The 23,515-nt window shown below is 64.7% G+C and carries 16 protein-coding genes; 11 read left to right on the plus strand and 5 right to left on the minus strand.

The window, feature by feature from the left end:
- Positions 1–37: 37 nt before the first annotated feature.
- Positions 38–2,728 carry a pyruvate dehydrogenase (acetyl-transferring), homodimeric type gene (gene aceE, locus BMZ17_RS15520; protein ID WP_093140304.1) on the minus strand — a complete coding sequence of 897 codons (2,691 nt, stop codon included), beginning with the start codon at positions 2,726–2,728 and terminating at the stop codon, positions 38–40.
- A gap of 413 nt (positions 2,729–3,141) precedes the next feature.
- Between aceE and BMZ17_RS15525 the strand changes: the two genes are divergently transcribed.
- Genes BMZ17_RS15525 through BMZ17_RS15535 form a run of 3 tightly spaced genes read left to right on the plus strand, consistent with a single transcriptional unit; the run spans position 3,142 to position 5,076 of the window.
- Complete coding sequence (locus BMZ17_RS15525; RefSeq protein WP_254775377.1) at positions 3,142–3,900, plus strand: PadR family transcriptional regulator; 759 nt, start codon at positions 3,142–3,144, stop codon at positions 3,898–3,900.
- Positions 3,893–4,243: a Fur family transcriptional regulator gene (locus tag BMZ17_RS15530; protein WP_093140311.1), complete on the plus strand. Its 351-nt coding sequence runs from the start codon at positions 3,893–3,895 to the stop codon at positions 4,241–4,243. The genes BMZ17_RS15525 and BMZ17_RS15530 overlap by 8 nt, the downstream gene beginning before the upstream one ends.
- A 38-nt stretch (positions 4,244–4,281) precedes the next feature.
- Positions 4,282–5,076 carry a siderophore-interacting protein gene (locus BMZ17_RS15535; RefSeq protein ID WP_093140314.1) on the plus strand — a complete coding sequence of 265 codons (795 nt, stop codon included), beginning with the start codon at positions 4,282–4,284 and terminating at the stop codon, positions 5,074–5,076.
- Between the two features lie 921 nt (positions 5,077–5,997).
- Here the strand turns inward: BMZ17_RS15535 and BMZ17_RS15545 are convergent.
- The 3 genes from BMZ17_RS15545 to BMZ17_RS15555 form a co-directional block, all read right to left on the minus strand.
- Entirely contained in the window at positions 5,998–7,386 is a 1,389-nt protein-coding gene (locus tag BMZ17_RS15545) for a GDSL-type esterase/lipase family protein (RefSeq protein ID WP_093140324.1), read from the minus strand.
- Complete coding sequence (locus BMZ17_RS15550; protein WP_093140328.1) at positions 7,383–9,413, minus strand: glycoside hydrolase family protein; 2,031 nt, start codon at positions 9,411–9,413, stop codon at positions 7,383–7,385. The genes BMZ17_RS15545 and BMZ17_RS15550 overlap by 4 nt, the downstream gene beginning before the upstream one ends.
- Before the next feature lie 120 nt (positions 9,414–9,533).
- A complete protein-coding gene (locus tag BMZ17_RS15555; RefSeq protein ID WP_175485636.1) occupies positions 9,534–12,317 on the minus strand; it encodes a TonB-dependent receptor plug domain-containing protein in 2,784 nt (927 codons plus the stop codon).
- Between the two features lie 442 nt (positions 12,318–12,759).
- Here BMZ17_RS15555 and BMZ17_RS15560 point away from each other — a divergent pair, with 442 nt between their 5' ends.
- The 3 genes from BMZ17_RS15560 to BMZ17_RS15570 are packed head-to-tail and all read left to right on the plus strand — an operon-like array spanning position 12,760 to position 17,980.
- On the plus strand, positions 12,760–13,872 hold the full coding sequence (locus tag BMZ17_RS15560; protein WP_093140336.1) for a LacI family DNA-binding transcriptional regulator: 1,113 nt from the start codon (positions 12,760–12,762) through the stop codon (positions 13,870–13,872).
- 23 nt (positions 13,873–13,895) lie between these two features.
- Complete coding sequence (locus tag BMZ17_RS15565; RefSeq protein WP_093140340.1) at positions 13,896–17,261, plus strand: GH92 family glycosyl hydrolase; 3,366 nt, start codon at positions 13,896–13,898, stop codon at positions 17,259–17,261.
- Positions 17,261–17,980 (plus strand): basic secretory protein-like protein, encoded by a 720-nt coding sequence (locus BMZ17_RS15570; RefSeq protein WP_093140345.1) that lies wholly within the window; start codon positions 17,261–17,263, stop codon positions 17,978–17,980. Before BMZ17_RS15565 ends, BMZ17_RS15570 begins: the two co-directional genes overlap by 1 nt.
- Before the next feature lie 102 nt (positions 17,981–18,082).
- Here the strand turns inward: BMZ17_RS15570 and BMZ17_RS15575 are convergent, their stop codons facing one another.
- The gene (locus BMZ17_RS15575) at positions 18,083–18,697 is read right to left on the minus strand and encodes a dihydrofolate reductase family protein (RefSeq protein WP_093142211.1); all 615 of its coding nucleotides are present in this window, start codon (positions 18,695–18,697) and stop codon (positions 18,083–18,085) included.
- A gap of 369 nt (positions 18,698–19,066) precedes the next feature.
- Between BMZ17_RS15575 and BMZ17_RS15580 the strand changes: the two genes are divergently transcribed.
- From BMZ17_RS15580 to BMZ17_RS15600, 5 genes are all read left to right on the plus strand, one after another.
- On the plus strand, positions 19,067–19,876 hold the full coding sequence (locus BMZ17_RS15580; RefSeq protein WP_093140348.1) for a thiol:disulfide interchange protein DsbA/DsbL: 810 nt from the start codon (positions 19,067–19,069) through the stop codon (positions 19,874–19,876).
- A 363-nt stretch (positions 19,877–20,239) separates the two neighbouring features.
- Entirely contained in the window at positions 20,240–20,671 is a 432-nt protein-coding gene (locus tag BMZ17_RS15585; protein ID WP_217645826.1) for a MarR family winged helix-turn-helix transcriptional regulator, read from the plus strand.
- A 17-nt stretch (positions 20,672–20,688) separates the two neighbouring features.
- The gene (locus tag BMZ17_RS15590) at positions 20,689–21,504 is read left to right on the plus strand and encodes an NAD-dependent epimerase/dehydratase family protein (RefSeq protein WP_093140356.1); all 816 of its coding nucleotides are present in this window, start codon (positions 20,689–20,691) and stop codon (positions 21,502–21,504) included.
- 161 nt (positions 21,505–21,665) lie between these two features.
- Positions 21,666–22,334 carry an SIP domain-containing protein gene (locus BMZ17_RS15595; protein WP_217645827.1) on the plus strand — a complete coding sequence of 223 codons (669 nt, stop codon included), beginning with the start codon at positions 21,666–21,668 and terminating at the stop codon, positions 22,332–22,334.
- A gap of 145 nt (positions 22,335–22,479) precedes the next feature.
- Positions 22,480–23,397, plus strand: coding sequence for an SDR family oxidoreductase (locus tag BMZ17_RS15600; RefSeq protein ID WP_093140359.1), 918 nt, complete (start codon positions 22,480–22,482; stop codon positions 23,395–23,397).
- Positions 23,398–23,515: the final 118 nt, after the last annotated feature.

A 23,515-nucleotide genomic window follows, 5' to 3' on the forward strand; every position in this document is an offset into this window, starting at 1 on the left:
GCTGTTGCTGCCCTTTTTACTTCAAATGAAAACTTAATCAAGCCCCGTCAGGATTCACCTTCTCCACGTCGATCTTGTACTGCTTGATCGCGCGGGCGACGTCCTTGCCGGTCATCTTGCCTTCCTTCGCCAGGGCCGCGATCGCCGCGTGGGCGATGTAGTAGCGGTCCACCTCGAAGAAGCGACGCAGGTTGGCGCGCGTGTCCGAGCGGCCGAAGCCGTCGGTGCCCAGCACGGTGTAGTGGCCGGGGACGAACGCGCGGATCTGGTCGCTGTAGGCGCGCACGTAGTCGGTGGCGGCAATGGCCGGGCCCTGGCGGCCTTCCAGCAACTCGGTCACGTAGGCCTTGCGCTGCGGGGCTTCGGGGTTCATGCGGTTCCAGCGCTCGACATCGAAGCCGTTGCGACGCAGCTCGTTGAAGCTGGGGCAGGACCAGATATCGGCGGTGACGCCGAAATCCTTGTCCAGCAGTTCGGCCGCGGCGATGGCTTCGCGCAGGATGGTGCCGCTGCCCAGCAGCTGCACGCGCAGCTCGCCCTTCTTGGGCTTGCCAGCGTCGGTGAGCAGGTACATGCCCTTGATGATGCCGTCCTCCGCACCGGCCGGCATGTCCGGGTGTGCGTAGTTTTCGTTCATCAGGGTCAGGTAGTAGTACTCGTCCTTCTGGTCTTCCATCATCGCCTTCATGCCGTGCTGCAGGATGACGGTGACTTCGTAACCAAAGGTGGCGTCGTAGCTGCGCACGTTGGGGATGGAGCCGGCGATGACCAGGCTGAAGCCGTCCTCGTGCTGCAGGCCTTCACCGTTCAACGTGGTGCGGCCGGCGGTGCCACCCAGCAGGAAGCCGCGGGTGCGCATGTCGGCGGCCTGCCAGGCGATGTCGCCCACGCGCTGGAAGCCGAACATCGAGTAGTAGATGTAGAACGGCAGCATCGGCACGTTGGACACCGAGTAGCTGGTGCCGGCGGCCAGCCAGGACGAAATGGCGCCCGGCTCGCTGATGCCCTGCTGCAGCACCTGGCCGGACTGGTCCTCGCGGTAGTACATGAGCTGGTCGGCATCGACCGGTTTGTACTTCTGGCCGAACGGGGCATAGATGCCGATCTGGCGGAACAGGCCTTCCATACCGAAGGTGCGGGCTTCGTCGGCCACGATCGGCACGATGCGCGGGCCGAGTTCCTTGTCGCGCAGGGCGATGTTGAGCGTCTGCACGAACGCCATGGTGGTGGAGTAGGTGCGCTCGCCGCTGGACTTCAGCAGGCGCTCGTACTTGTCCAGGCCGGGCACGACGAAGGACTTGTCAGCCTTCTGGCGGCGCTGCGGCAGATAGCCGCCCAGGGCTTCGCGACGCGACTTGAGGTACTGCACTTCCGGCGAGTCCGGGCCGGGGTGGTAGAACGGCACCTGCTCGGCTTCGGCCAGCTGCTTGTCGCTGAGCGGGATGTTGAAGCGGTCGCGGAAATGGCGGACCGAATCGTCGTCCAGCTTCTTGGTCTGGTGGGTCGGGTTGAGCGACTCACCGGCCGAACCCATGCCGTAGCCCTTGACCGTCTTGGCCAGGATCACGGTGGGCATGCCCTTGGTCTTCACCGCTGCGTCGTAGGCCGCGTAGACCTTGTGCGGATCGTGGCCGCCGCGGTTGAGGCGCCAGATGTCGTCGTCGGACAGGTTGGCGACCATGGCGGCGGTCTCCGGGTACTTGCCGAAGAAATTCGCACGCGTGTAGGCGCCACCGAAGGCCTTGCAGTTCTGGTACTCGCCGTCGACGGTTTCCATCATCAGCTTGCGCAGGACGCCGTCGGTGTCGCGGGCAAGAAGCGGATCCCAGTACGAGCCCCACAGCAGCTTGATGACGTTCCAGCCGCCGCCACGGAAGACGCCTTCCAGTTCCTGGATGATCTTGCCGTTGCCGCGCACCGGGCCGTCCAGGCGCTGCAGGTTGCAGTTGACCACGAAGATCAGGTTGTCCAGGCCTTCGCGACCGGCCAGGGCAATGGCGCCCAGGGTTTCCGGCTCGTCCGATTCACCGTCGCCGATGAAGCACCACACCTTGCGGTCGGACTTCTCGATCAGGCCGCGGTGCTCCAGGTACTTCATGAACTGCGCCTGGTAGATGGCGCTGAGCGGGCCCAAGCCCATCGACACGGTCGGGGTCTGCCAGAAGTCCGGCATCAGCCACGGGTGCGGATAGGAGGAGATGCCCTTGCCGTCCACTTCCATGCGGAAGTTGTCCAGCTGGTTTTCGCTGATGCGGCCTTCCAGGAAGGCGCGGGCGTAGATGCCCGGCGCGCTGTGGCCCTGGATGTAGAGCAGGTCGCCGGGGTGGTTTTCCGACGGGGCGCGCCAGAAGTGGTTGAAGCCCACGTCATACAGCGTGGCGGCCGAGGCGAAAGAGGCGATGTGGCCGCCGAGGTCGCCGGGCTTGCGGTTGGCGCGCACGACGGTGGCCATGGCGTTCCAGCGGATGATCGAGCGGATCTTCCACTCCATCGCGCTGTCGCCCTCGGACTTGCCTTCCAGCGCCGGGGCGATGGTGTTGACGTACTCGGTGGTCGGCGAGAACGGCAGGTAGGCGCCGGAACGCCGGGTCAGTTCGACCAGGTCTTCCAGCAGCTGATGGGCACGCAGCGGGCCTTCGGCGTCGATGACCGCCTTGAGCGATTCGATCCACTCCTGGGTCTCTGCCGGGTCTGGATCGCTCTGCAGCATCTCGTTCAACCAGTTCATGCCATCTCCTCGCCTGTGAGCCGCGACGCGATCGCGGCATCTGATGTGTGTCTGAGCCGGCGATTGTAAGCCAGCGACCGGGCGCGCGTCGGTAAGACCATGGAGGTAGACGATGGCTGGCGGTTTTCTTGACGAAAAAACGTCCCGGAATGTTTCAGAACCGCATGGTTGTTAGGAATCCGTATGACGAAGAAGTGTCATCGGTTGGGCTGGCGTTGAATTTCGATATATCTTTTTCCAAAACTTCGATATATCGTTTGTCGCCAGGCGGGGGGCTGCGCGCGCATCATCGCGGCGCCCTCGCCCTTTCGGCACCTAAGGCGCCGCGCCCTTGTGGCAGCGCGCCGGTCGACGCCAGGCAGGCCATCTCGGCCCACCGCGCCCGGTGCCTCATTCGAGGACTTCTGATTCCCATGCACCCACGTACACGACACCACGGCCACGGCGGCCGACACGACGAACTCCACGGCTTCGGCCGCATGCACCGCGGCGAAGGCCACGGCCGTCCGGCCCGGGCCGAAGGCGCCGGCCGGCACGAAGGCGATGACGCGGCGCGCGCGCCTGAGGACCTGCTGCGTGGCCAACGCCGCGGCCATCACGGCCACGGCGAGCGCCACCACTCCGAAGGCCACGAGCGCGCCGAGGGCGAACGCGGCCACGGCCGTCGCGGCGGCGGGCGACGCGATGGCGGCGAGCGCCAGCGCACCCCGCGCGTGCTGGCCCACGGCGACCTGCGCCTGCTGCTGCTGGCCTTGCTGGACGCCCAGCCGCGCCACGGCTACGAGCTGATCCAGCTGATCGGCGAGATGTTCCATGGCCAGTACGCGCCCTCGGCCGGCGCGGTGTATCCGGCGCTGGCCCAGTTGCAGGAACTCGGCCTGGTGATCGCGACCGAAGACGGCGCCCGCCGCCTGCACGCGCTGACCGACGCCGGCCGCGCCTTCGCCCATGACAACGCCGATGCGTTGGTCCAGGCGCGCCTGCGCACCGAGCACAGCGCCCGCGTGCTGGTGAAGGCCGGCATGCCCGCACCGGTGCGGGCGGGCATGGGCGCGCTCAAGCGCGCCCTGGCCAGCCACCACGAGCAGTGGAAGGGCGACACCGGCGAGCAGGTCGCCGAGATCCTGCTGCGCGCCGCCGCCGACATCGCCAAGGTCGGTGGCCGTGACTGAGGCCGCCCTGGCCCACCGGATGCAGGCCGCCGGCCTGCGCATGACCGCACCGCGTCGCGCGCTGCTGGCCCTGCTGTCGCAGCAGCCGGCCGCGTGCGATGCCATCGAGCTCCACCGCCAGCTGCAGGCCACGTGCCCGCACGCCAGCCTCGGAACCGTCTACCGCCTGCTGCGCGAGCTGGAACGCCGGCAGCTGGCGGTGGCCATCGCCAGCCCGCACGGCCGCACCTTGTGGCGGCTGTGCACGCAAGCCCCTCCTTCGCCCAACGACGACGTCGCGACCAGCGCCTGGCTGCGCTCGCTCGCCGCGCAGTTGGGCTACCGCCTGGTGCGCGCGTCTTGAACGCCGCCTATCCCCATCGTTTTCCTGGAATCCATGCCATGACCCAACATGAAAGCCGCAGGCTTCAGCATCCCGTCGTCTTCCGCCGCCTGCAGGTGGTGGAGGTGCACGACCTCACCCCGCTGATGCGCCGCATCGTGGTCGGCGGCCCGGAGCTGGAAGGCTTCCACAGCGGCGCGCCGGACGACCACATCAAGGTGTTCTTCCCCAACCCCGATGGCGAGTACGTGACCATGAAGCTGGGCGCCAACGGACCGGAATACCCGGCCGGCAAGACGCCTTCGCCGATGCGCGACTACACCCCGCGCCTGTTCGACGCCGCCGCCGGCACGCTGGCGATCGACTTCGTCCTGCACGGTGACGGCCCGGCCAGCACCTGGGCGGCGCAGGCCAAGGTCGGCGATGCGTTCGCCATGGGCGGCCCGCGCGGCTCGTTCGTGCCAGCCGACGACTTCGATCATTACGTGCTGATCGGCGACGAAACCGCGCTGCCGGCCATCGGCCGCTGGCTGGGCGAGATGCCCGCCGGCCGCAAGGCCACGGTGCTGATCGAAGTGGCCAACGCGGCCGAGCAGCAGCCGCTGCCGACCCAAGCCGACGCCAGCGTGACGTGGCTGTTCCGCGATGGGCTGGCGCCGGAAAAGAGCGAACTGCTGGAGAACGCGCTGGACGATCTGGAGATCGCCGGCGATGCGTTCTGGTGGATCGCCTGCGAATCGCGCCGCTCGCGGATGATGCGCAAGTTTTTGGAGGGTCATCGCGCGGTGCCCAAGCAGTGGATTCGGTCCACGGGGTATTGGAAGCACGATGAGAGTGTTGAGGATGAGGACTGAGGGAGGGGCGGCTTAGGCCGCCCTTTTTCTTTGGTCCTGAGTTGTCTTGCTTGATGGGTTGGATGCGTGGCTTGTTTATTTTTTGAAGCAAGAGCTTTCGCGCGGCTTCGCCGCACGAGCTACTTTTGTCTTGGCAAAAGGTAGCCAAAACCGCCAGCGCCTGTCCCCAAGAGGGGGTTGAAAACACTCACCGGCGCGTTGCGGCGGCGCCCTGCGCTCCTCGCTGGAAACGGCACGGCGCGCAAACTCGCTTCGCTCAGACAAGCGCGCCTCTTCGGCCGTTTTCAGCTCCGGTGCTCGGCTCGCTTTGAAGTCGCTGAAAATCAAAATCTGAGCAACAGCAGGGCGTCGCCCATTTCGTCATTCCCGCGAAAGCGGGAATCCAGTGACGTTTCTTTGCTTTACGTTCGCTCGCTACAACTGAGGAAGCCGTCTAATTCATCGCTTTTCAGACTTTTCCTTTGCCCGCAGCCCGCAGCCCGCAGCCCGCAGCCCGCAGCCCGCAGCCCGCAGCCCGCAGCCCGCAGCCCGCAGCCCGCAGCCCGCAGCTCTAGCTTCGCTTTTCGCTTTTCGCTTTTTCCTTTTTTTCTTTTTTCTTTTTGCTCTGGCTCGTGCTCTAAACCCCTCCGTAAGGCACGGCGAAGGGGCGAGGCAAAGACCCAAAGGGCGACGTGCATGGATGCACGTCGTTTTTGGACGGGACAGGATGTCTCTTCCAAAAATCCCTCGCCCCGCAGCGAACCTGCGCGAAGCGCAGGCGTGCCGCCCGGAGTGTGTTGACCAGACATGCGTCTGTGGAAAAGCGCTTCTTTGCCTACTTTTCTTTGCACAAGCAAAGAAAGTAGGTCGTGGCGCGAAGCGCCGCGAAAGCTCTCGCTTCAAATCAAACCGCGCGCCGCATGATCCAAGCAGCAAGCAACCTCACCGCATCCGACAAGCCGCCTCAGGCTTCACCTTGGAGCCGGTCAACGCGTTGAACGCCACCGCCCCCATCGCCGCATACCCGCGATCATTCGGATGCACCCCCTCATCCACCACGCACACCGTCGCAATCCCCTGCGGCACCGGCGCGCCCGCCGGCAGTTTGGGCGTGTCGTAAGGCCCCTCAACAGCATCCGCAAAATCAATCACCCCATCGAACGCCCCCGAATCCTTCAACCACGCATTGACCTTGACCCGCGTCGCATCGCGCCGCGGCGAGTACCAGTTGGGATCATCGGAAAACGGCAGCACCGTGCCGGCCCAGATCTTCAAGCCGCGCTGGTGCGCGACATCGGCCAGCAGGCGATAGCTGGCGATGAGTTCACGTGCGTGCGCGCCGGTGGGCAGCAGCGCGCTGTCCGGGCCGCGGTTGATGTCGTTGGCGCCGAACAGCACCACCACGTCGGTGACGCCCGGACGATCGATCACGTCGCGGTAGTAACGCTTGAGCCCGGCGATGCCGGCGGCCGGTTGGTCGACCTGGTCGAAGGCGAGTTCGTCGGCGCTGATGCCCATGTTGGCCACGGCCAGCCCTGTCGCGCCGGGCGCGTTGCCCAGCTGGGCCAGCACCGCCGGCCACGGATGGACGGATGTGGTCGCACCGTAGCCATCGGTGATCGAATCGCCAAAGGTCACCACCGCACGCGTGCCGGGCGCAGCGGCCACTTCCACCGCGGTCATCGCGTAGATGTGATCGCCCGGCCAGGCCGACAGGCCTTTCTCTTCGGTACGGCCGTCGAAGTTCGCCGCCTCCACCGCATTGCCCTGCACGGCCCAGGTCACGCGGCCCTGCTGCAGCGGATGTGCATCGCTGAGCGCGGCCGCCCCCTTGAAATACAGACTGACACTGAGCGGCGTCAGCGCCGGCGCGTCGAAGGCGACCGGGTCGCTAAGCAGTTCGCCGCCCGCCGGCACCAGCGCCTGCGGCTTGCCGTGGAAGGTCAGGCGCACGCTGCTGCCGGGCAGGATCGCCGCGCCCTCGCCGGCTTTCGCCAACTGCACCTGGTCCACGCGCAGCGGCGTTTCGCCGAACACGTTGGACAGGCGCAGGCGTAGCTGCTTGCCGCCCAGGCTGAGCCGCACGCGCTGGCGCACGGTGACATCGCGCACGGTGGGCACCTGCTGCACCGGATCACCGCCGGCGTCGCGCTGCAGCTGGCCGTCGGGCGTGCGCGGCGTGGACACCTGCGAGGTCATCGCCTGGCCCCAGGACACGACCCAGTGCGCGTCCGGCTTGGCCGCGGCCGGGCCACGCGCGAATAGCAATCCAACGACGATCAAGGCCACCAGCACGGCGGTGCCGCGCCGGCCATACGAAGGCGAAGTCATGCAGGCTCCTTGTCGCCATGCAGGCGCGGGAAGGCGGTCACGCGCAGCTTGGCCGCGGCGTAGGGAATCAGGGTCAGTGGCACCGCAGGCTCGTCGCTGGCGGCCTGTGGCTTTGCCGGAATCGGCTCGGCCGCGCCTTCCAGCGCGTACCAGGCCGGCACCGGCCGACCTTCCACCGTGAGGCGCACGGCGGCGGACTGCGCGGCAAACGGCATCGGCCCGACCGGGTGCTCGCTGACCTGCGGCGGCTTGGCGGTGATGCCGTAGTTCCAGCGCGTGGTGGGATACACCTGCCAGTCGGTGGTGAGGCCGCGTTTGCGCCACGGCACCCAGGCCTCGCCCACCGGCAGCGAGAACAGCAGCGCGCCGCGCGAGAAACTCACCGCACCGTGCAGGCCCGCTTCGGCCACGACCTGCGCATCGAACGTCAGCTCGATCACATCGCCGGCCTGCCAGGTGCGGGTGATCGTGGTGAAACCCGCCGTGACCTTGATCGCCGCACCGTTGACGCGCAGCGTGGTGCCGCGCGACCACGCCGGAATGCGCAGCCGTAGCGGGAATTCCACCGCACGCGCCGGCCGCAGCACGATCCGCACCTGCTGGCGGAACGGATAATCGGTCACCTGCTCCAGCTCGACCGCCACGCCACGCACCTGCGTGCGCACGCGGCACGGCGCGTAGACCATCGCCGCCAGGCCATCGTCGTCGCTGGCCATCCACAACGCGTTGTTGAGCTTGGGCCAGCCCTGGTGGAAGTTGGCGGTGCAGCAACCGAAATGCGGATCCAGCCCGAACAGGTTCGACTCGGGCCCGTTGGTCGTCCACGGCTTGCGATGCAGGCTGCACTCGACCTGGTTGGGCTGCTGGTCGTACTGGTGCGCCCACATGTCATCGGTGAAGGTGCCCGGCAGCGCGTTGAACGCGATGCGCTCCAGCCGGTCGCCCAGCGCCGCGTCGCCGATGATCGCCAGGGCCAGCTCCAGCGAGTACATCGCCTCGACCACAGCGCACAGTTCGACGCCCTGCGCGGGTTCGAGCCCGGCCAGATGTTCGTCGGCGGAGAACATGCCGTTGGGCTGGCCGTGGTAGCGATCCAGCATCGCCAGCTGATGTGCGATGGCGTCGCGATCGGCCGCCTTGCCCGACACCAGCGACCACACTGGCGAGGCTTTCAACGCCTGCGCGTTGTTGACGCCGTGCACCTGCAGGCCGATATCTTCCATGAACACGTCATCGCCGTTGGCCTGTGCCTTGAGCTTGGCCGGATCGACTTTCTCCTTGAACGGGAAGTCCGCGAACATGCCCTGCCAGTCGTAGCCTTGCGCCTTCAACAACTGCGCCAGTTCGATCAGCTTGGGATCGTGCGTGCGCGCATGCAGCCACAGCACGCACACCACTTCGTCCTGCCAGCGCATGCGGCCCCAGTCGCGCAGCGGGCGTGTCGGCATCGCCTGCAATTGATGATGGAAGTAGCGCGTCATGAACGGCACCACGCGCGGATCGCCGGTGAGCTCCTGGTACTGGGTCAGCACCTTGAGCATCACCATGCGCGGCCACCAGTCATCGTTGCCACGCGGGCCGAACATGCCATCGCCCCAGTCGCTCTGCAGCGTCCAGTCGATGAAGCGTTGCGCCTTGGCTTTCAGCGCCGGCGAATCCAGCTGCCAGGCCATGGGCAGCAGGCCATCGACGAAGTACGGGCCGCGCTCCCACGACTCGCCCTTGCCACCGAGCCAGCCGCTGTCCGGGCCGACATCGGGCCAGGTTTCATCCAGATGCCCACCCAGGCCCGCGGCCTGGATTTCCAGCTGGCGGCGCAACCAACCCGATGGCGTGATCGTGCCGGTCGGCAGCAGCTGGAACGGCGGCTTGGCCAGTGGCGCAGCCGGGAACGGCGTTGTCAGCGCGGGACCGGCAGGTGGCGCATCTGCTGCCGCCGCACCCAGCGGCAGGCTGGCGGCGACACTGCCGGCGGCTGCAGCACGCAGCCAGTGACGACGGCCGAGGGAAACAGGATCGTCCTGCATGGAATCGACGCCTCCACGTCATGCCCGCCTGGCGCGGTGCAGCCGCATGCTACTCCGGTTGATCCAGATTTGTCCGACAATACGACCTGCGCGTCAGTGCGCCGCGTTTCGTCTTACTGATTACAGGTCGACCGAGAATTCGATCTGCGCCGAACGGCCATAAGCGTTGTAGACGCCGCTGTCGTAGAACGGCCAGCCACCATTGGTCACGTCGATCGGCGGACGCTTGTTGGTGAGGTTGTTGACCGAGAGCATCACACCGAACATGTCGCTGAAGCGATAGCTCACGCTGCCGTTGTACGTCGTCCACGGGCCGATGTTGCGGTCATCGCCGGCCTGGTTCCACGTGGGCGCGTTGCGCAGGCCGTAGAGGGTGGCGCCGATCGGCCCGCGGTTCCAGCTGAGCGTGGCGCTGGTGCGGTCGTGGATCTCGTTGGAGTTGGCGCAGCACAACTGGTCGTAGATCGGGTCGCCTTGCTTGTACTGGGTCTCGTGGGTCAGCGCGCGGTAGTGGCCCAGCTGGACGTCGAAGTTCCCCAGCGTCTCGGTCGCCCATTTGTATTCGACGTTGGCCTGCAGGCCGGTCTGCTTCTGCTTGGACAGGTTGATCGGATAGGTCTGGACTTCATCGATGCCGTTGGGATTGACCGGATCGCTCGCCGGCTTGCGCGTGACCTGGCCCAGCACGTCCTGGCAGGTCGGCGAGTTGATGTCGTAGGCGGTCGAGCCGTTCTCGGAGACGCCGAGGCGGCAGTTGGCCTCCAGGTCGAGGATGTCGCCCTGGCCGAGCAGCTGGACCTCGTTCTGGATCTCGATGTGGTTGAAGTCCAGCGACATCGTCAGCGCGTTGGCCAGCGCCGACCACACCGCGCCATAGGTGAAGGTCTTGGCGGTGATGTCCTTCAGCTCGCGATTGCCGGAGCTGACCGAGCGGATCGAGCCATCGGACTGGGCGCAGTCGTCGTAGTTGTCCGAGGTGTAGCCGGCCTGCCGGCACAGGTAATAGTCGGTGGCGGTGGTGAAGCCGCTGGACTCGGACGAATACAGGTAATACATGTCCGGCGAGCGGAACGCGGTGGCGTAGCTGCCGCGCAGCAACAGCGTGTCGATCGGGCGGAATTCCAGGCCGACCTTGTAGGTGAACTTGCCGTTGCCGCCACCGCCCTGCAGCGAATACTTGTCGTAGCGGCCGGACAGGTTGGCGTTGAAGTTGCTGGTCACCGGCACCTGGAATTCCATGCCGCCGGCGTACAGATCGCGCTGGCCCTGCGCGACGGTCGCGCCGCCGTTGCCACGGAAGATGTTCTCCGAGTTCGGCGCGGAGGAGCGGTTGTTGAAGTATTCGCGCTGGCCCTGGACGATCGCGGCGAAGCCAACGGCACCGGCCGGCAGGTCGAACAGCGAGGTGTTGGTGACGGTCAGCGTTTCGGACTGGGTCCAGGCCTGCGACTTGGCGCGGTTGGTGCCGCTCCACGCCTGGTACTGCTCGGCGGTGATCGGCTGGTACAGCAGGTCCGTGTCCGGCGCGTAGACCGGATAGCCGTTCATCTCGCCCAGCTGCGGGCCGAGGTAATACGCATCCACGCCGTCGTTCTTGAGGAAGTCGGTGGCCTTGCGGATCGCCTGGGTGCCGGAACGGTTGAGGTAGAAGTCGTAGTCGAAGCCGGTATCGCCCAGCGGGCCGCGGATGCCGGTGGCGATGTTGTAGCTGCGGGTGAAGACGCGCTGGTCCTTGGCCTTCAGGCCGACTTCTTCCGGCGCGTAGATGCGCTGCCAGCTCTCGTAGGTGCCGGTGGTCTGGTTGTAGAAGTCCTGGCTCCAGAACGGGCTACCGCCGGTATAGGTCGGCCGGCCGTAGCTCACCAGGATGTCGGCGTAGAGCTCAGTATCGGGCGTGAGGTGATAGCGCGCGAACAGGCTGCCGTTGACGTTCTCGGATTTGTTGAGCAGCGAGGCGGTGCCGACGTTCTCCAGGCTGCCGCAGTAGCGGCCGTTGCTGCCATCGCTGCGCGTGGCGTACTGGTTGCTGCCGCCGAAGAGATAATCCAACGGTGCGCAGGTGGCCGCGCCCGGATCGATGTAGTGGCTGCTGCCGGCGGTGATATCGCGCCGCAGGAAAACGCGCGAGGGATCGACCACATCGCCGGTGTGGCCATCGGCGGCGCTGTCCAGATAGCTGCGATCGAAGCCGTAGATCGGCTTCTGCTTGTCGTACTGCAGGCCGAAGCTCAGGTCGAGGTTGCCGATCGCGGTGCCGCTGCTCACTTCGAAACGCTGGTTGGCGCCGCCGCCATCGCTGTAGCCACCGGCGCGATATTTGAAGTGCGTGCCCTCGACATGATCCTTGAGGATGATGTTGACCACGCCGGCGATCGCCGAGGAGCCGTACACCGAGGACTGGCCGCCGGTAAGCACGTCGACGCGCTCGACCATGCCCATCGGGATGTTGGCGATGTCCACGATGGAGGTGTTGCCGTTGTAGGCCAGCGGATAGCTGGCCATCGGCCGGCCGTTGAGCAGGGTCAGCGTGTAGCTGGGGTCCAGGCCGAACAGGCTGATGGTCTTCGCGCCCGGCGTGTAGTTGCCGGTGCCCTGCGAGTCCTGCACCGAGCCGTTGGACTGCGGCAGCGAACGTAGCGCGTCGAACACGTTGGTGAAGCCCTGCTTCTCCATGTCCTCGGCGGTGACGGTGGTGACCGGCGACGGCCCTTCGATCTGCGCGCGCGGGATCAGCGAGCCGGTGACTTTCACCGCATCCAGGTCGCGCGCTTTCTTGCCGCTTTCAGGCTGCGGTGTGTCGCTGCTGGACGCGCTTGCCTCCTGCGGCGCGGTGGCCGCCTGTGCATGCGCAAGGGCCGGCAGCAGCGCGGCGGTGATCATCAACGACAACAGACTCGGCTTCACCTGGATCTCTCCCATCTCGATGACAAGGCCGCGCGGACCGGGGGATGTCGCGCGGCGTGGCGGTCACTGCGTAGTCACAACGTCACTGCGGGGCGCGATGCTGTCGCCGGTGCCGCATACACGACGCACGACGGGCGCAAAGCCGGCCTGAATCGCCTCGCCCAAGCGGCACGGCGGTGGCTGCCGGCGATACGTTGGCGCGGTGCAAGCGGGAGGCCGTACAGGCACTCCGGGCGATCAGGATTGCGTCATTTCTAAATCGTTTTAGAAGTTAATGTCAATGCCGTCACGCAAAGCGCGACTTCCGTCACTGCGCGTGTTGCACTGCAATATTCCAGCCGTAATCGCCAATGCGTTGCAACGTCTTGTCGCCTGATGGCGGATTGCCACGGTCATGAATTTTCTGCAGGATCGTGGGATTGACTAAAACGATTCAGAGACCATGACCGATCAAGACCAGCGCCGCCGACGCGTCACCCTGGCCGATATCGCCCGTGCTTGCGGCGTGTCGTCGGCGACGGTGTCGCTGGTGCTCAGCGGCAATCCCGCGGTGGCCGCCAAGACGCGACGGCTGGTGGAGATCGAGCTGCGCAAGCAGGGCTATGTGTACAACCGCAGCGCCGCCAATCTGCGTCGCAAGGTGTCCACCAGCGTGGCGCTGGTAATCAATGACCTGTCCAATCCCTTCGTCGCCGAGTTTGCTGCGGGCGTGGACGAAGCTTTGGCTGAAGCCGGCTGCGTGCTGCTGCTGGGCAGCTCGGGCGAATCGATCGAGCGCCAACGCGCGGTGCTGTCCTCGTTGCTGGAGCACAACCCCGCCGGCGTGATCCTCACGCCTGCCGAAGGCACCAGCGTGAGCGACCTGAGTCCGGTCGTGGGCCTGCACACGCCGCTGCTGCTGTTCAACCGCCAGGTGCCCGACTCCACATGGGATTACCTGGGCGCGGACAACGTGGAAGGCGCGCGCCTGGCCACCGAGCATCTGATCGCGCAGGGCCACACGCGCATTGCGTTCTTCGGCGGGCATCGCGATTCCAGCTCGTGCCGGCAGCGCCTGGAAGGCTATACCGCCGCGCTCACCGCGGCCGGCATCAAGCCCGAGCCGCGCTGGATGGTGGAATGCGCACCGACGCGCCTGCAGGCGGCCACGGCCACGGCCGCGCTGTTCGCACGCGATCCGGCGCCGACCGCCGCGGTCACCTACAACGACGGCGTGGCGCTGGGCCTGATGATGGGCCTGCGCGCGCGCAACCTGCTGCCGGGTCGCGACTTCGCCATCACCGGTTTCGACGACATTCCAGAAGCCGCCGCCACCGTGCCCGCGCTGACCACGCTGGCCACCGCACCGCGCGCCCTTGGCCGGCAGGCGGTGAGCATGGTGATGGACAGCGCCCGCGCGCCCGAGGCGCCGGCCCGCACCACCATCGCGCCGGTGCAGCTGGTGCCGCGCGACAGCTCGCTCACCTTCGCCCACGCCCTGGAACCGGCCGCGACGGCGGCCAGCAAGACCCCGCGCACCAAGCGCAGCACCCGCACACAAGGAACCCCGGCTTGAACACTTCGCCCGCCCGCCCGCGCATGACGCGGGCCCTGTTGTCCCTGGCCGTGTCCGCGGCCCTGTCGCTGCCCGCGGTCGCCTCCGCGCAGGTCGGCTTTTCCAGCTCGTTCGAGGAAGGCCAGCCACCGCTCGCCGCAGGCAAGGCCGATGGCCTGCAGCTGCGCGTGGGCAGCGGGCCGAAGGCGCCGTATGCCGCCAAGCCCGAGGCTGGCTACACCGGCACGCATGCGCTGGCGTACCAGGGCAGCGGCGGGCGCAGGGCGCTGTTCAAGGTCGATGCGACGATCGATGCCGACACCACGCTGTCGTGGCTGGTGCTGCCGGAGATCGTCGGCGAAGACACCGCGGCCTCGACGTACGTCTCGCTGGATGCGGTGCTGGACGACGGCACGCACGTGTCGGCCACGCCGGCGCGCGATCAGCACGGCTTTGCCATCGGCGCGCAGGCGCAGGGCGATTCCAAATCGCTCTATCCGCAGCAATGGGCGCGCAAGGCCGTGCGCCTGGGCGACGTGCCGGCGCTGCGCGGCAAGCGCGTGGTGGCGATCGAACTGGACGTGCAGCCGGGTGCGGGCAAGACCGCGCAGGGCTGGATCGACGATGTCGCATTGGGCGAGGTCGCGCCACGCAACGGCAAGACACCGACCGACTGGGTGCTGACCACGCGCGGCAGCCAGGCCAATGGTGCGTTCTCGCGCGGCAACAATTTCCCGGCGACCGCGGTCCCGCATGGCTTCAACTTCTGGACGCCGGTGACCGATGCCAGCTCACTGTCCTGGCTCTACAGCTGGAACGAGCAGAACGACGCTGCCAATCGCCCGCGCCTGCAGGCCTTCGCCCTGAGCCACGAGCCCAGCCCGTGGATGGGCGACCGCCAGACCTTCCAGGTGATGCCGTCGACCGACAGCGGCGTGCCCGAGGCCGATCGTGCCAAGCGCGCCCTGACCTTCTCGCACGAGCACGAGGTCGCGCAGCCGCAACGCTACAGCGTGCGCTTCGACAACGGCATCACCACCTCGCTGGCGCCGACCGATCATGCGGCGGTGTTCGCGTTCGAATTCCCGGACAAAGGCGATGCCAACCTGCTGTTCGACAACGTCGATGCGCGCGGCGGCCTGACCCTGGATGCCAAGACGCAGACGCTCTCCGGCTATACCGATGTGCGCAGCGGCCTGTCGACCGGCGCGACGCGCATGTACGTGGTCGCAAGCTTCGACGCGCCGTGGCAGCGCAGCGGTGAGATCGAAACCGGCCGAGCGACCGGCTACATCAAGTTCTCCGAGGGCACGCGCAAGGTCACCATGCGCATCGCCACCTCGCTGATCTCGCTCGACCAGGCCAAGCACAACCTCGCGCTGGAGGTGCAGGCCGGCGACACCGTCGACAGCGTCGCCGCACGCGCGCAGCAGCAGTGGGACGCGCTGCTGGGCAAGGTCGATGTGCAGGGCGCGAGCGAGGACCAGCGCATCACGCTGTACTCCAATCTCTATCGCCTGTTCCTGTATCCGAACTCCGGCTCGGAGAACGCCGGCACCGTCGCGCAACCCGACTGGCGCTACGCCAGCCAGAACAGCTGGTCCGATGACGCCACCGACGGCAGCGCGGCGCGCAGCTTCGCGCCGATCCGCGACGGCCAGGTCTACGTCAACAACGGCCTGTGGGACACCTTCCGCACCGCGTGGCCGGCCTATGGCCTGCTTGATCCCACGCACGCGGGCGGCCTGATCGACGGCTTCCTGGAGCAGTACCGCGCCGGCGGCTGGGTGGCGCGTTGGTCCTCGCCCGGTTACGCAGACCTGATGGTCGGCACCAGCTCGGACGTGGCTTTCGCCGATGCGTGGGCCAAGGGCATCGGCGGCTTCGACGCGCCGCTGGCCTATGAGGCCGCCTTGAAGAACGCCACCGTGGTGCCGCCGGACCGGCACGTGGGCCGCAAGGGCATGGCGCACTCGCTGTTCCGCGGCTACGCCGATACCGACACGCACGAAGGCATGTCCTGGACGCTGGAAGGCGCGCTCAACGATTACGGCATCGCCACGATGGCGCAGGGCCTGGCCAAGGAGGCGACGTCGGCCAAGGACAAGCAGCGCTACGCCGAGGAGGCCGAGTACTTCCGCTATCGCGCGGCTGACTACGCCAACATGTTCGACCGCGACGTGGACTTCTTCCAGGGCCGCAAGCCGGACGGCAGCTGGCGCCTCTCAAAGCAGGACTACGATCCGCGCGTGTGGGGCCACGACTACACCGAATCGGCAGGCTGGACCTTCGCCTTCACGGCCGCGCATGACGGCAACGGCCTGGCCGCGCTTTATGGCGGGCGCGATGCGCTGGCCAAGAAGCTCGACACCTTCTTCAGCACGCCGGAAACCGCAGGCGAGCAGTTCACCGGTTCCTACGGCGGCGTCATCCACGAGATGACCGAGGCGCGCGACGTGCGCCTGGGGATGTACGCGCACAGCAACCAGACCGCGCACCACATCGCCTGGATGTATCTCTACGCTGGCCAGCCTTGGAAGACCCAGGCGCTGACCCGCGAGATCCTCTCGCGCCTGTACCTGGGCAGCGACATCGGCCAGGGCTATCCCGGCGATGAGGACAACGGCGAGATGTCGGCGTGGTACGTGCTGGCGTCGATGGGCCTGTATCCGCTGCGCATGGGCTCGCCGGATTACGTGATCGGCTCGCCGCTGTTCAAGCAGTCCACGCTCGCCCTGCCCGGCGGCAAGCAGCTCACCGTGCGCGCGCAAAACAATTCCACCGAGAATGTCTATGTGCAGTCGCTCAAGGTCAACGGCAAGCCGTGGACCAAGACGTGGATCCCGCACGCACTGCTGATGCAGGGCGCGACGCTGGATTTCGTGATGGGGCCGACGCCGTCCAAGTGGGGCTCGCGCGTCGAGGACGCACCGCCGTCGCTGACGCCCGCCGGCCAGGCGCCGACCACGCTGGCCGACGTGATCGATCGCACTGCGCGCATCACCATTGGTGGCGACCGCAGCGGCAGTGCGCTGATCGACGACGACGCCGAGACCGGCGCGCCGGTGATGGGCAAGCAGGTCGATGTCGACATTACGCTGGGCAAGGCCGCAACGCCGACGTTCTACACGCTCACCAGCAGCGAGCGGCCGATCAAGGGCGCGAGCTGGACGCTGGAAGCGCGCAACGGCGATGGCGCGTGGAAGACGCTGGATACGCGCAGCGGCGAAGACTTCCGCTGGAGCCTGCAAACGCGGCCGTTCCGCATCGCCAAGCCAGCGTCGTTCGACGCCTATCGCATCCGCTTCACCGCGCCCGGCCGCATGCAGCTCTCCGAAGTGGAGCTGCTGGCCCCGCATATGCCGGTCCCGTTGAAGCAGGTTTCATCGAAGCAGAAGAAGGAATCCTGATGTCCCGTCGCTTTCCCCCGCTCGCCGCGTCCCTGCTGGCCACCGCACTGCTGCTCCCGTTGGCCGCACAGGCCCGCGAAGACGTCACCCGCACCCAGGACGGCGTGACCATCACGTACCGCGATGCCACCGGCGCGTTGGACGTGCCGATGCAGGAGAAGATCCTCAAGACCTTCTTCCATGCGTACGCGAAGGAGCGCGCCGACTTCAACACCGCCGCGCCGACCAAGGCGATCATCACCATCGATCCGTCCTACGACGGCATCGCCTATGTCGGCAGCGACGATTGGGCCAAGATGACGATCAACCCGGCCTGGCTGGTGAAGCATCCGGGCGATACCGATCTGGTCAGCCACGAGGCCATGCACATCGTTCAGGGCTACCCGGACTACGGCAACGACAAGGCGCCGACCTGGCTGGTGGAAGGCATCGCCGATTTCGCCCGCGACAAGTACGGCATCGACAACGCCGCCAGCAACTGGAAGCTGCCGGACGAGATCAAGGATAAGCAAAGCTACGAGAGCAGCTATCGTGTCACCGGTGCCTTCCTCAAGTGGAGCGAGGCGCAGCACCCGGGCCTGGTCAAGCAGATGGACGCCGCCCTGCGCACCGGCAAGTACACGCCGCAGCTATGGAACCAGCTGGCCGGCAAGGACGTGGACGCGCTCTGGTCCGACTACGTCGCTGCGCGTGGTGGCGTGAAGCCCGTCAAGGCTTGAGCTTGCTATGAAGCGATGAAGGCGCGGTGGGTTGCACGGCGCCTTCATCGAAGCCTGACCGCACGCGTTTCGCCCGCAGTCCGCAGGCGCAACGCGAGGCCCTCACGCCGGCCGGAACACCTGCGCCTGGAAGCCGCTCGGAAACACCTGCGTGCTGACCAGCGTCAACGGCCGCGGCGCCGGCAGGTCGGCAAAAATCGGCTGGCCCTGGCCCAACACGATCGGGTAGACGCCCAGGATGTATTCGTCGACCAGGTTGGCCGCGATCAGGCTGCGCGCGAACTGCGCGCCGCCGTGCGCGATGATCGGCTTGCCGTCCTGTGCCTTGAGGCGTTTCACCTCATCGATCAGATCCCCGCCGGCGACGTAGGCCTCGGCCCAGCTGCCGGCGCCCTCCTGCAACGCGCCGCCGCTGGCGTTGGCCGCATCGATGGCCTGCATGCCCAGCGCCTTGAAGATGGCCGGGTCCTGCTGCGAGAACACCGCCTTGGGGATCTGGTTCATCACCGGCGCGAACACCAGCGTGGAGGTCGGCCAGAATCCAGCCATGTTGCCGAAGGTCCTGCTGCCCATGATGTGCAGGCTGGCGTCCCACAGCGCCTGTACCTTCCATTCGATGGCCGCATGGTCGCCGTTGAACACCCACTGGATCTCGCCATTGGGCCCACTGACGAAGCCGTCGAGCGTCATGGACATGGCCAGCTTCAACTCGCGCATTGCATTCTCCTCATGGGTGCCCGGCACCAGCATGGTCCGGATCGCAGGCCGCCGGCAAGATCGCCGCACCGCCCTGTTGTCTTGATGACGAACGGGCGACCTGGGAATCGACATCCCCGGCGGGCATTCGCCGAACAACGTGCCATCACTGCGATGCCAAGCCCAACAAAGGTGCCAGGGCAAGCGCTCGGCCTAGCAAACACGTCCTTTCGCATCAGGGGCACCGCCAGCACCTCGCCATGTTGCGGTCTGCTTGACAGCAGAATGCGGGCGCCAGCTAATCTCCCAGCATGCCGGATCTCTGAGCGCTCGCAATCGTGCGAACCCACGGCAGCATCCAGGACTATTTGAATCGCAAGGAGCGAACGTTTGAAATCATCTCGCATCGTGATGCTGTGCCTGCTCATCTCCCTGCTGGCCGCCTGTTCTCAACCCGTCGCACAGGAAGCAAGTAGTGCGCTACCGGCCGCCCCTGCGTCGTCACCGACTGCCGATGCGACGCAACGCAAGACGCCACCCACCCAGGTACCCGACGCTGCCGGACCCGCGGAAGACACGCACCTCGCCAACGACAACAGGGTCACACCACCACAGGGGCCGGCGCCGATCGCCGGGACCGATTACATCGCCATTCCGGATGGTCAGCCTTTCGAGCCTGCGAACGGCAAGATCGAAGTCGTGGAATTCTTCAACTACATCTGCCCGTTCTGCTACCAGTACAGCCCGCGTTTTCTGGACTGGAAATCAAAACTTCCTTCCGACGTCCGGGTCACCTACGTGCCCGCCACCTTCCGGCCCGACTTTGCCGTTTACGCCCGCGCCTTTTACGCAGCCGAGGTGTTGGGGATCTCGGCGAAAACACATGAAGCTGCCTACAAAGCCGTCCATGTCGACGGCACGCTGCCCGGCGAAGGCCAGACGATCGATGAAAGCAAGATCGCGCAGTTCTACAGCCAGTACGGCGTTACGGCGGAACAGTTCAGCGCAACCATGAAGAGTTTCGCGGTGAGCGCACGCCTGCAGAAGGCAAGGCAGTTCGCGATCCAAAGCACGATGAATTCCACGCCATCCATCGTCGTCGACGGGAAATATCTAGTCAAAGGCAGAAGCTGGGATGACGTACTTCGGATTGCCGACCACCTCATTGCACAGGAGCGCGCAGCGCAGAAAACGCATTGAGCGCTGCGAGGGCTCAACGCAGGATCATGAACTTGATGCCAGCTTGCTGCGCTTTTGTTTCCGACTCGCAGGCAGCTAACGACCCAAAGCGGACCCACACCGAACGAATGCGGCTCGTTAGCGAGCGGAGTAGGTTGTTCTCCTGCCGCATCAGGCGAGCGCGAGCCCTTGTCTTGGCTCCACCGACCCGGCTACAGCAAATGACAACCAACTAGCACGTCGACCTTAAGCTAGCCTCTAAGGGCCGTCAGGTTTTGAGGCTCGAAGAAAGAGAGATGCCCCCAAGTTGCATCTCAAACAAAAATGTTGACATGTTGTTCGGTACCTACCAATATTGGTTCGGTAGCGAACCAAGGAGGATCTTTGAGCGGTTCTAACCACACTTCGGCCGGTGCATGGGCCAAGCGCTATCACCTCGCAAGCCGAGCTGCCATTGAACGCATCTTGCGCCCCTATGACCTGGGGTCAACGCAGTGGTACGTCCTGTATCAGCTAGCCAATTCAGGCCCAACGCCGCAACGCGAGTTCCCGAGCTTGCTGCAAATCGAGAAGCCAACACTGAGCGATGTTGTCAGTGCGTTGGTGAGGAAAGGCTTTGTCGAACAGACACCCGACCCAAATGATCAGCGACAGCGCGTGCTTGCTTTAACTGCCTCGGGTAAGAAGCTGTGGAAAGAACTTCCAGATCCGATCGCAATGATCTTGAGCATTGCATTCGAGGGTGTCGACGAGGAAACGCTCGAAACGGTCACCAAAGTACTTCAGGTCGCTACGGAGAGACTCAATGATTCCTAAAACCAAGATACCCAAACATGAAGATTCTTGTGACTGGTGGAACCGGACTGGTCGGTTCGAGGTTGCTTAAGCGCATTGTAGCGAGTGGCATTGATTGCCGAGCAATAGTGCGCGCGGGCAAGTCGCTACCTGAGGGCGTCACGCCCATTGAAGCGGATCTCGCTGATCCGTCCGCGTTGGCGTCGGCTGTTGAAGGAGCCTCCGCCATCATCCATCTGGCAGCTGTGTTGAGAACCCCGGTGCCAGAAGACATCTGGGAAGCCAACGTCGTTGGAACACGCAACTTGATTGCCGCAACTCGATCCGTTGCACCAGATGCTCGCTTCATCATGGCCAGCACTGGCCTGGTCTACAACGTCGACAGCGAACACCCAGCCCTGGAAAGCGACCCTGTCGAGCCCAAGATGGATTATCCGGCTAGCAAATTTGCCGCAGAGAAGGAGCTGCAAGAGAGTGGCTTGAATTGGTCGATTCAGCGGTTCGGATTCGTCTATGGAGACAAGGATGGTCACATCGACATGATTCCGAAGCTAGCAGGCATGTTCAAATGGCACCCTGCAAACAGGCTGAGCATGATTCACCACCGCGACATCTATACGAGCATGGAGCTTGCTCTGACGGGCGCGCTCGATGGCCGGATTGTCAATATTGTCGACGAGGCGCCGATGACCATCCATGAGCTATGCAAGATCGCAGGTGATCCTCTATCTGCTTCATCTGCGCCTCTGCAGAATCCGTGGTATGGCGTCATCGATGGCGGATTGGCGCGCACCTTGGGCTTCCAGCCGAAGGTGAGAACAACCTATCAAGCCGCTGCAGAAGAAGCACTCTAAGCGCAGCCTCCTGATCCGGGAGTGAGTTCGTCCACTTTCGTTGAGCCCCCCATCATTGCTATCCAGGCGCACCTTCTCAGGCTGAACGTTTATCAGCTTGCAGCGTCAGCGTAGCAACTGATGTGGGCGGCCATTATGGTTGCGCGCATCAAGGATTGCCCATGGCATCAATGAAAGGCCGGCTTTTCAGAATTTTCGCGGAATCACGTCTCAATCGATCAACCGTCGACTCCATAGAAGACATCGGTGGCTTCCGGCGCGTGGGGCTGCGGTGCCAGGATGAGCCGACACCGGCAGGCTCCAAGTTGCAGGTGTTACTGCCGTCAAATGATGTTCGAACTTATACGCCCATCCCCATTCCAGGAGGTTTCTTGCTCCTAGGCTGGAAGCATGCCGGTGGACCGGGCGCGCACTGGCTCTCCGAAATCGGTCCCGGAGACGAACTTCGATACGTCGGCCCGCAGCGCTCTTTAGAGATCCCGCTCGGCCCTGTCATTGTCATTGGTGACGAGACAAGCATCGCTCTCGCTGCTTCGTTTGAGCATGATCGACCGGGACAGATCAGAGCTGTGATTGCGTCTGACTCTGGAGAGGTCGCAGAAGCGTCAGAGTCAGTGGGCTTGAGCATGATTAGGACGGCTCCTCCCGTGGATACGGATCACATTGCTGATCTTGTTGAATCAGCAATGCAGGAACTGCCGGGCGCGGTCATTGCGATCACGGGTGGCTCAGAGCTTGTGTTGAGGGTGCGCAGCAGTCTGCGCGCCCGTGGTCTCGAGAAGATCAAGGCAAAGGCCTACTGGATCCCCGGTAAGACGGGACTGGACTAAGCCCTCCGTCCGTTCGGCTTAAGCCAGCTCACTGCAAGAATCACTCAGTGCTGATGGCGACGCACGCTCATTGTGCTTGATCTATTCGCTATGCAAGTGCACAGACCCAGAGCTATGTCGCTTCGCGACGAGCAGGAGAACCGCTATGTCTCTATTGGCAATGTTTAAATCAGTGGGGCCAACTGGCTTTGGGTATGGATCAACGGCAGAGACTGTCACCAAGGGGATTTCGCTTAAGGGACAAACAATTTTGGTGACTGGCTGCAACTCAGGCATCGGTGCAGAGACATGCCGGGTGCTGGCTCTTCGAGGTGCCGTGGTGTTAGGAGCGGCACGTACCCAGAAGAAAGCGGAGGCGGCCTGTGCTCGCTTTCCAGGCAGTGCCATTGGCTATGCCTGCGAGCTATCTGATCCCACCTCAGTGAGGGATTGCGTCGAGGCAATCAAGATGGACAAGCGCAGGCTTGACGCCATCATTTGCAACGCAGGAATCATGATGCTGCCGAAGCTCGAGAAGTCCAACGGATACGAACTTCAGTTCTTTACCAACCACATCGGACATTTCATGCTGGTAACGGGCCTGCTGGAACAGCTCACTGAAAGGGCGCGAGTGGTAATGATCAGTAGCGACTTGCACGCCCGCGCTCCAGTTGGCGCAATCGATTTTGACAACCTCTCTGGTGAGAAGGGGTATCAGCCGCTGACGGCTTATGGACAGTCCAAAATGGCCAATATGCTTTTTGCGAAAGAGCTGCAACGTCGCTTTTCAGGTACTGCAAAAGTGGCATATGCCGTTCATCCCGGGGTAGTTGACACCAACCTTGCACGTAACATGGGGCCGATTGTGAGCGTGCTAGTGAAAGCGATTGGCCCTCTCTTTCTGAAGTCGGTTGGTGAAGGCGCTGCAACTGGGGTGTTTGCAGCCGTGAGCCCGAAAGCATCGCGTTTGGGGGGCACCTACCTCGCCGACTCAAATGTCACGAGGCCACGCCTCGACGTTGAGAATCCTGAAATCGCCGGCAGACTGTGGGCAGAATCGGAAAAGATCGTCCGCTCGCTCTGAATCTCAGAATATGCGTGCGTGTCGGATTGAACACGGTGCTCCCACCGTCCGCTTATGGCCGCAAGTAGCCACCAGATCCGTCTTGGCAAAGATCAAAAGAAAAAGGCCCGGTCTGCAC

The organism is Pseudoxanthomonas sp. GM95 (genome assembly GCF_900109775.1).
GTDB lineage: Bacteria > Pseudomonadota > Gammaproteobacteria > Xanthomonadales > Xanthomonadaceae > Pseudoxanthomonas_A.